10 protein-coding genes are annotated in these 9,554 nt (G+C 41.2%); 6 read left to right on the forward strand and 4 right to left on the reverse strand.

Annotation, left to right across the window (positions count from 1 at the left end; translation table 11 throughout):
- Nucleotides 1-62: 62 nt before the first annotated feature.
- A complete protein-coding gene (locus tag C200_RS04585; RefSeq protein ID WP_016211026.1) occupies nt 63-467 on the reverse strand; it encodes a substrate-binding periplasmic protein in 405 nt (134 codons plus the stop codon).
- Between the two features lie 313 nt (nt 468-780).
- On the opposite strand from C200_RS04585, the gene C200_RS04590 reads away from it, so the two are divergent.
- Nucleotides 781-1,536, forward strand: coding sequence for a PP2C family protein-serine/threonine phosphatase (locus tag C200_RS04590; RefSeq protein WP_230383354.1), 756 nt, complete (start codon nt 781-783; stop codon nt 1,534-1,536).
- Between the two features lie 8 nt (nt 1,537-1,544).
- A complete protein-coding gene (locus tag C200_RS14480) occupies nt 1,545-3,614 on the forward strand; it encodes a serine/threonine protein kinase (protein WP_016211025.1) in 2,070 nt (689 codons plus the stop codon).
- 164 nt (nt 3,615-3,778) lie between these two features.
- On the opposite strand, the gene C200_RS14485 is transcribed toward C200_RS14480, so the two are convergent.
- Nucleotides 3,779-4,258 carry a hypothetical protein gene (locus C200_RS14485; protein ID WP_016211031.1) on the reverse strand — a complete coding sequence of 160 codons (480 nt, stop codon included), beginning with the start codon at nt 4,256-4,258 and terminating at the stop codon, nt 3,779-3,781.
- 309 nt (nt 4,259-4,567) lie between these two features.
- Between C200_RS14485 and C200_RS04605 the strand changes: the two genes are divergently transcribed.
- Entirely contained in the window at nt 4,568-5,365 is a 798-nt protein-coding gene (locus C200_RS04605) for a hypothetical protein (protein ID WP_016211032.1), read from the forward strand.
- A gap of 111 nt (nt 5,366-5,476) precedes the next feature.
- On the opposite strand, the gene hemL is transcribed toward C200_RS04605, so the two are convergent.
- Nucleotides 5,477-6,769: a glutamate-1-semialdehyde 2,1-aminomutase gene (gene hemL / locus C200_RS04610; protein ID WP_016211033.1), complete on the reverse strand. Its 1,293-nt coding sequence runs from the start codon at nt 6,767-6,769 to the stop codon at nt 5,477-5,479.
- A 180-nt stretch (nt 6,770-6,949) separates the two neighbouring features.
- Between hemL and C200_RS04615 the strand changes: the two genes are divergently transcribed.
- Both C200_RS04615 and C200_RS04620 read left to right on the forward strand, forming a co-directional pair.
- The gene (locus tag C200_RS04615) at nt 6,950-7,936 is read left to right on the forward strand and encodes a coiled-coil domain-containing protein (protein WP_016211028.1); all 987 of its coding nucleotides are present in this window, start codon (nt 6,950-6,952) and stop codon (nt 7,934-7,936) included.
- A gap of 116 nt (nt 7,937-8,052) precedes the next feature.
- Nucleotides 8,053-8,232: a rubredoxin gene (locus C200_RS04620; RefSeq protein ID WP_016211034.1), complete on the forward strand. Its 180-nt coding sequence runs from the start codon at nt 8,053-8,055 to the stop codon at nt 8,230-8,232.
- Between the two features lie 10 nt (nt 8,233-8,242).
- Here the strand turns inward: C200_RS04620 and hemJ are convergent, their stop codons facing one another.
- The gene (hemJ, locus tag C200_RS04625) at nt 8,243-8,677 is read right to left on the reverse strand and encodes a protoporphyrinogen oxidase HemJ (RefSeq protein WP_016211023.1); all 435 of its coding nucleotides are present in this window, start codon (nt 8,675-8,677) and stop codon (nt 8,243-8,245) included.
- A 213-nt stretch (nt 8,678-8,890) separates the two neighbouring features.
- Here hemJ and erpA point away from each other — a divergent pair, with 213 nt between their 5' ends.
- Nucleotides 8,891-9,253 carry an iron-sulfur cluster insertion protein ErpA gene (erpA, locus tag C200_RS04630; protein ID WP_016211029.1) on the forward strand — a complete coding sequence of 121 codons (363 nt, stop codon included), beginning with the start codon at nt 8,891-8,893 and terminating at the stop codon, nt 9,251-9,253.
- Nucleotides 9,254-9,554 lie beyond the last annotated feature (301 nt).

Genomic DNA, 9,554 nt, shown 5'->3' on the forward strand with positions numbered 1-9,554 from the left:
AATATAAATTACTTGTGCGGTCAAATCAAATAGCTTTTGAAGAGCTTAGGCGATTAAAATGTTTATGACCTGTGCGTAAGGTGAGCTCTAAGATCACTATAATGGCTCCAGGTAAAAGGTTTGCTTTTTAAATGATAAAATACGGTTTTGGAGACGATCAATGGTTGGCTGTAGAGAAAGTTTTTTTCACGTTGAGTGACTTTAGACCAAGGAAAGCTGCCGTCAGTCTTACCTTCAAGAGCGCTGTTATAAGCACGTTTCCATGGTAGCCATTGGTATTTGACACGGATGCCAACAGCAGCGAATGCAGCGGTGACAATTTTGGCAGCAATGCCGTTTTCTGCTAGTGTTTGAGAGACAAAGGGTTGCCACTCGCCGGTTGTGAGGGTGACTTTTTCAAGCTTTGCAAAAGAGTTTATGTTAAAGAGTATGGTAAAGGTGACTAGGGCAGTTTTTAGTTTGAGCACAGAGCTGTCTCCTTAACTCTTACATCTTAATATTAATATTACTTTAAGTTGATATGACTTTAAGTTGGTGGGACTTAAATCTATTTAAATCTATTTGAATCTATATTTTACTTTAATTAGTTAGGATAAAGTGTAGTTTATTTGGATGTTTTCGATGCTAATTTTTTGCTAGAATAATTTTTCTTAATAAAATTAAACGTTATTAAAAATGATTGTTCATCATTATTGGTATGCAATTAGACTTAAGAATAAAGAGAAGTTTCGTGCATTCTTCGCTACAATAGAACCTTCAATGTATGGGAGTAGTATTCTTTTGTGGTTTAAAAAGAAAAAAAATAGGCATTTGTGCACATCTGCAGGGGCGTCTCACTGTGGGCATGTGCGTGATCATAATGAGGATGCGTATTTAATACAAGACGATGTTGGGGTGTTCGTGGTTGCTGATGGCATGGGCGGAGGCGCATTTGGTGAGCGAGCGAGTGCTGTGTTGGCATCACCGTTTACTCATCTTGATGCAGCAATGTCCCTGGCGGACAAGGTGGCTGAAGTATCTAGGCAATTACATCAGCGTCATCATGAAATTTACTTATTTTCTCAAGAAATTAATAAGTCTGTCGGCAGTACCGTGGTCGTTTGTATCACGGCTGCGCATGAAAATAAAGTGGCTTTTTTATGGACGGGCGATAGTCGAGCCTATGTGCTCGATCATAAGGACTTTAAGCAAGTGACGCAAGATCATCGCTATGTTTTGCAGCTGCTTGAAGCTGGGGTGATATCGGCCAAAGAAGTTGATAATCATCCATATGCCAATCGTTTAACACATGCCGTGGGTGTTTCAGCCCATTTACAGTTAGATCAGTGTGAGTTCAGTATCACGGGTCCTTTGCGTATTTTACTGTGTACGGATGGCTTGTCAGGGGAGTTATCTATCACTGATTTAAAACAGATCATAGCGGCGCCTAAAGCAAGGGCTGAGCAATGTTGTCAGAGGCTGGTTGAGCAAACTTTAAAGACACGAGCGCGTGATAATTTAACAGCAGTGATTGTCGATTTGAATTTGCATAATTGAGGTACAGTGTGGACGAGACGAAAACCCTACTTTTTGATAAAAAGGGCGGTGCAGCTGCTCAAGTTGAAGAGAGCGAGCAGTCCCTGATCGGTTTAACATTAAAAGAGCGTTTTACGCTGATAGAGCTGATTGGCGTCGGTGGCATGGGGCAGGTCTATAAGGCCTTGGATAAGCATAAAGAGGATGTGGGAGAGAGCTACCCTTTCGTTGCCATTAAAGTCTTAAACCAAGGCATTCAGCATATGGATAAGGCCTTGCTAGCACTGCAACGTGAGACGTATAAAGAACAGCAGCTCGCACACCCTAATATTGTCAATGTCTATGATTTTGATCGCGATGATGATGTTGTTTATAAAACCATGGAGCTGGTTGAGGGTAAATCGCTTAAAGAATGGTTACTCGATCATAAGGTTGAGCTTGTTGGTGAGTCGACGAAATTGCACCGTCGTCATTTTCAGTCGGTATTGCATATTATTATTCAAGCGGCCAAGGGTTTGGAACACGCCCATGAGCATCGCATTGTCCACTCAGATTTAAAGCCGGGTAATATTATTGTTACTCCAACAGAAGTGGTTAAATTGCTAGATTTTGGTATTGCGCGGACGATTCGGCCGTTACAGGCTGGGCAAGATGATGTATCGATTTTTGATCCGGTTGCACTAGCGGCATTTACACCGGCGTATGCAAGTTATGAGATGCTCTGTGGTGAAGAGCCGCACCCCAGCGATGATATTTATGCCTTAGGCTGTATTTTCTATGAATTATTAACTGGGAAGCATCCATATAATAAATGCTCGGCTTTAAAAGCGCTTGAAGATAATCTAGTAATCGATAAAATTATTCATATTCCAGATTGGTTATGGTTGATTATTAGAGATATGTTGGCCCTTAAACGTAAAAAACGTTTAGCTTCAGCCAGTAAACTACTTGAACGTTTACACAAAAAAGATCAAAAAACACATTGGTTTTCACTGGCAAAAATGAGTGTATTTTCCTTGTGTATTATTATTATTGTCATGGCCCTGAGTTTATTTTATCTAATGCGTAAGAATAACGCGCTGCTCGCGCTGCATCATGGGCAGGCGCTTAATTCAGCCAATGCAGCAGTAACGGCAGACCCTTATGATGAAACAGCCATTGTGCCATCATCTCCACAAACACAAACACAAACACAAACTGCAGAAAAAGTCATAGCAAAAATCACAACAGAAACGACAAAAATTAACCAGCAGTCGGTTAGTAAGAAAAAAGAGCCTGAAAAAGCTCAAGCGTTAAAGATAAATCAAAATAAAACACAGGTAAAACCCGCGGCAAAGCTGTCGCATGTTAAAGTAGCAGCGCCTGTTGAAAAAACCTCAAGCGTTGAGAAAGTAGCGGTTAAAGCGCAACAGATAAAGCAACAACAAACAAACGTTACTAAGAAAACTCCAAAGGTTAATACACCGCCAGTAGTGCATCATGCGCTAAAAAGTAGTAAAATATCAGTCGTGTTGCAAGAGCCCATATGTACTTCCGCGCTGGCTGGTTTTAAATCAGGTGCTTATTGTTATTTACCTTTAGGTAAAAATAACAAAATAACCATGCGGGTGATTAAACAGGTCGGTCAAACTTTTGCATTGAGTGAAAACGCTGTGACAAAGAACGATTATGCCAAGTTTTGTCAAGCCAGTGGTCTGTGCGCGCCAATAACCGGTGATCAAGCCGTCACGAATTTATCTTTTGAGCAAATTCAGCAGTATTTTTCTTGGTTACGTAATAAAACAGGCTTAGCACTGCAGTTGCCAACAAATTCTAAATGGCAACAAGCGCTTTATACAGCGATGGCACAGCAGAGTATTTGTGATTATTATGGCACTGGGCCGAATTTAACGATGAATCAGTCTGTTTATCATGACCGCGTTAATATTAACTATCAGCTGGCTGCTCATTATGAGTGGGTAACAATGGGGCAGAATCATGTTTTACGTGGTGCATTTTTCCAATCCGCAGTAAAACCACATTGCCGGGTGATGCAGGTTATACCTAATCAAAATAATATAAGTCAGGCAACATTTCGGGTTATGTTGAAAAGTTATTAATTTAAATAAATTCACATTAAGATATAAATACTATTATTTTTTGATGATCATTTTAATGAAAATAGCCAGCTGGATAAAATTATCTGGTTGGCTGTTATTTTAAAAACTATTATCTTTGGTATGGTTTATCACTGATTAAAATAGTAATTTTCTATTCATTTTGATTAATTTAAAGTAAAATCCTCACCCTTGCCTTCAATGATTTGATAGTTGCATTGTGCGCCTTGGTAATTTTCAACATGAATGTTTGGATCTGCAGGGCCGTTGGCACCGACAATAAAGGTACAGGATTTTGTTTTTTTCTGATCGGCATCTGCGCTTTGACTGGTATCTATCGCTGTGATGGTATAGGCAACGTTAAAGTCTGTACTGCCGTTAAAGCTAAAAGCAAAGCCATATTGTGCTGAATTGTCTTTTGATACGATATAATTAAGTTCTGAAGAATAGACATTATTGATTTGGTCGATAAAGTAAGCAGGCTGAAAAGGGCTGATGCCGACAATTTTTACATACCATTTTGATGAGTTATTCACAGTAATATTATGTGTCGTATGTGCAGTGGGTGGATTTTCTGCATAAACACTAAATGTAGTTAATGCGAGGATTGCACTGGTTAGTATTGTTGTTATAGTATTTTTTTTCATATTATCATCCTTAATTTATTGGGCTAGGTCGTTATTAGCTAAGTGCTGATTACAATGGCATATTTGATAATGATTATCAATATTATTTTTATGTTTGTTAAGTGGTTTTAATTTATTTTTTAAATTTTATAATTATATCTAGGTTTGGTCAGTAGTTATTTTTTTCATAAACTCTATTCATAATCTTAAATTAAAATTTACTAAAAGCTTAATCAGTATGGGTTGTTTGTGGATGTTTATGCCATTAATAAGTTCTTATTTTTCCATATAATTCGATTCGTTGATTTAATATTGAATTAAGGAAATTAAATGCCGAATTTAACAGATGATAATCTGAGAGACCCACTTAAACATGTAGCTGCTAACTTTCTAACTCCTTTGGGTCAGCACCAGTTACTAAAAGCGAATTCTAGTATACGAGACGTAATGAATGTTGGTGTGCGTCGGCGAGGCATAGCAAATTTAGAAAAGAGCTTTTCAGATGAGTTGAGTAAATTAACAGCTGCAATTAGACAGTTAGGTTTAGTTGAGGTGGAGATGATTGATGCTAAGCGTAGATTAATAGACCATTTGACCGAAGTTTCTGGTAATTTACAGATGGGTTGGAATGGCTATGGTATTTTCCAAAAATCGGCAGAACTAGAGCTGTTTAGAGAGAAGCTTAGGAGGTTGGTAAAATTAGTTGAAGTGTTGGCAAAAGGAGATAAGGCTGAAGCAAAACAGGTGGTTGCCCAATATGCAGATGATACAGGAACCGAGGCAGCTATAGAGAAAAATAGCTCTATTCAGGCTTTGATGCTAGCTTTACATCAATTGACTCATAGTCCAGTGACTAAGTTGGCAGTTGCTCTATCGGGGCTTGTGCAGACTATATTTATAGGTGGTGAGTATCTGGCTTGCGAAGACTCTGCTATTTTAGCTGATTGTTTTGAACAATCTCCAGGTTTTGTAGCTGCTGTAGCAGGGGCAGGAACTTTTTGTGCAGGTACGATGTTGTTTGCTAATCAATTTTTCTACAGTAGGGAATATGCTAAACCAGTAGAAGATCTTACTGTTGATGAACAATTATCGAGAGATGCTGATATATTTTCATATAGTTTAGATTAATTTTTAGGTTCCTATTTGGTTCTTACTTTAAAATTAATTGTTATTAAAAAAATAAAAACACCTAAAAATATAGATGTTTAAATATATTGTTGTTAATAAATATTATTTTTATTAATTAATTTTTTTGAAGCTACGATAAGCAGCAGTAATGGTTTTTTCTATATCTTCTTTACTATGGGCATAAGACATAAATCCAGCTTCAAAGGCGGAAGGGGCAAGATAAACGCCTTCTTTAAGCATGAGGTGAAAAAACCTTTTAAATTGTTCGGTATTGCAGGCAGAGGTTTCTTGAAAGTTGCTAATATCTTGTTGATCTGTAAAAAATAAGCCAAACATGCTACCGCACTGTTTTGTAGTAAAGTTAATTTGGGCTTTTTGGGCTGCTTCTTCTAGACCTTGACACAGCAGTGCGGTGTTATTTTCTAGTTGTTGATAAAAACCAGGTTGTTCGATGAGAGTGAGTGTTGTAAGACCTGCAGTCATGGCAATGGGATTACCGGATAGGGTGCCTGCTTGATAAACACTACCTTCAGGGGCTAGATGCCTCATGATTTCACGTTTGCCACCAAAGGCGCCGACGGGCATGCCGCCACCGATGACCTTGCCTAGAGTGATGAGGTCTGGCGTGATATTAAAGCGCTGGCAAGCACCGCCAAGACCGACGCGAAAACCGGTCATGACCTCATCGAAAATTAATAAGGCACCATGAGTATCACAAAGCTCACGTAACGTGGTTAAGAACTCAGGTTGGGGCAAGATTAGGTTCATATTACCGGCAACGGGTTCTAGAATGACCCCAGCAATGTCAGCACCTTGTGCTTTAAATACCTGTGTTAACGTCTGGATACAGTTATAAGGCAAATTAAGGGTGTGTTGAGTGATTTCCTCAGGTACGCCGGCTGAATTCGGTGAGCCACAGGTTAAGGCACCGGAGCCTGCTTGCACGAGTAAGCCGTCGGAGTGGCCGTGGTAGCAGCCTTCAAATTTAATAATTTTTTTGCGCCCTGTGGCACCGCGAGCCAGACGGATAGCGCTCATGGTCGCCTCAGTGCCGGAGCTGACCATACGGACTTGCTCGATGGCGGGGATCAGCTGGCAAATTTTTTCAGCCATCTGGGTTTCGATCAGGGTGGGAGCACCAAAGCTTAAGCCATGATCTAGTGCATTTTTAATGGCTAGGATAACGTCGGGGTGAGCATGACCAAGAATCATTGGCCCCCAGGAGCCAACATAGTCTATGTAGGTTTTATCGTGAATATCTGTTAAATAAGCACCTTGGGCTTGTTTAAAAAAGATAGGTTCGCCACCGACCCCTTTAAAGGCGCGCACCGGTGAGTTAACGCCGCCAGGAATCACTTGTAGGGCGTTGCTAAAGGCATTTTTTTGGCTTGTTTCTAGGATCATTTGAGAATCTCCATGCTTAAATCCTTAAAATCACGATGGCTTATTGTAACCTGTTCATAAAGAAAAGAAACCAATATGTTTATGATATGTCAAATGAGGTAGAGAAAAATAAATGAAGGGGTTTATATTATGAGGTTTATATAGAGTGATGAATGATATAGAGCAATGGGGGTGTTAACTATGGCTGTAGACAGTGTGGGAGCGGGTAGTAGCTTACTCGCTCAACGATTGCAGGCACAGCTAAAGCAAGATCGCCAAGAGCACAGTGAGCTGAATAAAACATTGGAGGTGGGCTTAAATAGCGGATCGGTTAGTGGTGATCGTGCTGCACGTGGTGTTGAACGCGTTGAAGGTGTTGAGCAAGGCGCTGAAGCTCGTTTGGAGCGTAGAGGTGAGCAATCAATTAAAGCAAATGCTGCTGATCGTTCTGCTCTTGATGAACAGCGTGCAAGTGTGACGACGACTGGAGTGACTGCAGAGGGTGAAATCGGCTCAGGTGTTGATAATCGGCGCTTAGAGGAACAAAGAGTCCTGCAGAGTGAGGTGCAGGCAGAACAGACACCAAACGAAGCACAACAGACCGTGCAGTTAGAGCGCCGGACCGTAGGGCGTGAGCAGCAGGCTCAAACTGCAGAGGTTAGGCGTAGTGAAGCACAAGAGCAGCAACAGCAGGTTGTCAGTCGGCGTACAGCGGCAGATGCAGGCAAGGTGGCAGAGAGTCAAGCACTTCGTGAGCAGCAAGGCTTTATTGATAATATTCGTGCACAACGTCGTCAAGCAGATAGCTTAGACGATCAGAAGCTACAAGCACGCCGTGTTGAAGGCGGTGTGCAAGAGCATGCGGCTGAGCTGCGTGTTGCTAGTCGTCAGCAGAGCGCTGAAATCGACCAGTTAGCAGCAGTCAGACAGCGTAATACTCAAGTGGCAGATCAGCAGGCTCAAGAGCAGGAGCAGGTGGTTAACTCTGAGGTGACTCGCCGCGAACAGCAATCTTCGGCGGTTAGCTCGGATCACGATCGTAAACAAGACCAAGACGGCAGTCATGCCATCGTTGAGCAGCGTCGTCAGGAAAGTCCAGATGCACTGACGCGCCGGGCGAATGCGACAACTTTTGGACGGGAGCAAGCGACTCAGACCTTAGAAAATTTAACCAACTCAAATGGTTAATCAGTTAAGTGTCAAGCTTGAAAGGCTGCGTAAGTGGCCTTATCTTTATAGCGAGCCTTCTATAGGACTCTAAAACATGGTTTAATACGCTCGTTATTATAAGGGGATGTGGTTTTATGCAAGAAGAATTTAAAAGCTATATGTGTATCGTCTGTGGCTTGATTTACAATGAAGAAGAAGGCTGGCCGGATGATGATATTGCTGCGGGTACGCGCTGGCAAGATGTACCTGAAACGTGGATGTGTCCTGATTGTGGGGTGACGAAGTGTGATTTTGAAATGGTTGAAATTGCTTAAAAAGCGGCAGTTAAAAAAGTGGTAGTTTGGGTTGCACGACGACCATAATCACGACAATAACCAAAATAATCGATGGGATTTCGTTAAAGACTCTAAAGAATCTATGACTTTTTTGATTTGCGTCGTTTTTAAAGCAGCTTAGGTAATACCAGCAGCTAAAATGATAGATAAATAGCAGTCCGACACAAAAGAGTTTGATATGCATCCAATTATTATGGCTATAATCGACACCGGCAAAGTGTAATAACGTGATGCCTGTTACTGCAGTAAAGAGAGCGCTTGGCATCATAATATAAAAATAAAGCTTGTGCTCCATGATTTTGAAGCGTTCGAGGCTGAGTTTATCTTGAGTTTCAGCGTGATAGACAAAAAGACGTGGCAAGTAAAATAAGCCGGCGAACCAGCAGATAACTGAAATAACATGTAAGGCAAGGACCCAGGTCATAAGGTGCCTCTTTCGTTGATAATGCAAGGAGCCAAGCTTAAAGGTTTGCGAATTGAGGGTCAAATTTTATTAATTTAAAGATAGAATCTTAAAGATAGCAGTCGCTTAAGCAGATTGTTGGGTAGGTTGAGAGTTTTAGAGTCAATTTGCTAAGGTTGCGTTGTTATAATGATTATTAAATAATAACGAAGATAATGTGAGGAGCAGTTAGATATGGGTACAGGTGTTGTTGTTGAGTATGATGCGAGCGTCCCTTTAGTCTTTACTGAAGATGCAGCGAATAAAGTGAAGGCGTTAATTGAAGAAGAAGAAAATGAGCGTTTGAAGCTGCGTGTATTTATTACTGGCGGTGGTTGTTCGGGGTTTCAGTATGGCTTTAGTTTTGATGAAGAGGCGGCTGAAGATGATACTCAAGTTGAAAAAAATGGGGTGATCTTATTGGTTGACCCGATGAGTTTTCAGTATTTAATGGGTGCTGAAATTGATTATCGTGAAGATGTATCCGGTTCGCAATTTGTTATTCGTAATCCGAATGCAAAAACCACCTGTGGTTGTGGTTCGTCGTTTGCGGTGTGATTTGAATTTTAATTTGGTAGATTCATTCGCTGCGAGCCATGGAGTGCTAAGCACGGGGTGAGTAGGCCGAGGTAGGTTCGGGTTTTTAGCAGAGCGGAGTTGCGAAAGGCCGTTAGGTCTGTAGCAAGCGTAACGAGTGTCTAAAAATCTATACGAACCGCAGAGTCATGTGAGAGCACAGTGGTGGAGTGTGCCGATTCAAGGCACGCAACGCTGTGTGACGCGGACAGCCGAGGGTTTATAGTCGTCGCGTTTTGCTCGGCGATTTTGCATCATTGGATGTGCAAAATACCTACCGAGG

The sequence above is a fragment of the Piscirickettsia salmonis LF-89 = ATCC VR-1361 genome (assembly GCF_000297215.2).
Classification (GTDB): Bacteria; Pseudomonadota; Gammaproteobacteria; order Piscirickettsiales; family Piscirickettsiaceae; genus Piscirickettsia; species Piscirickettsia salmonis.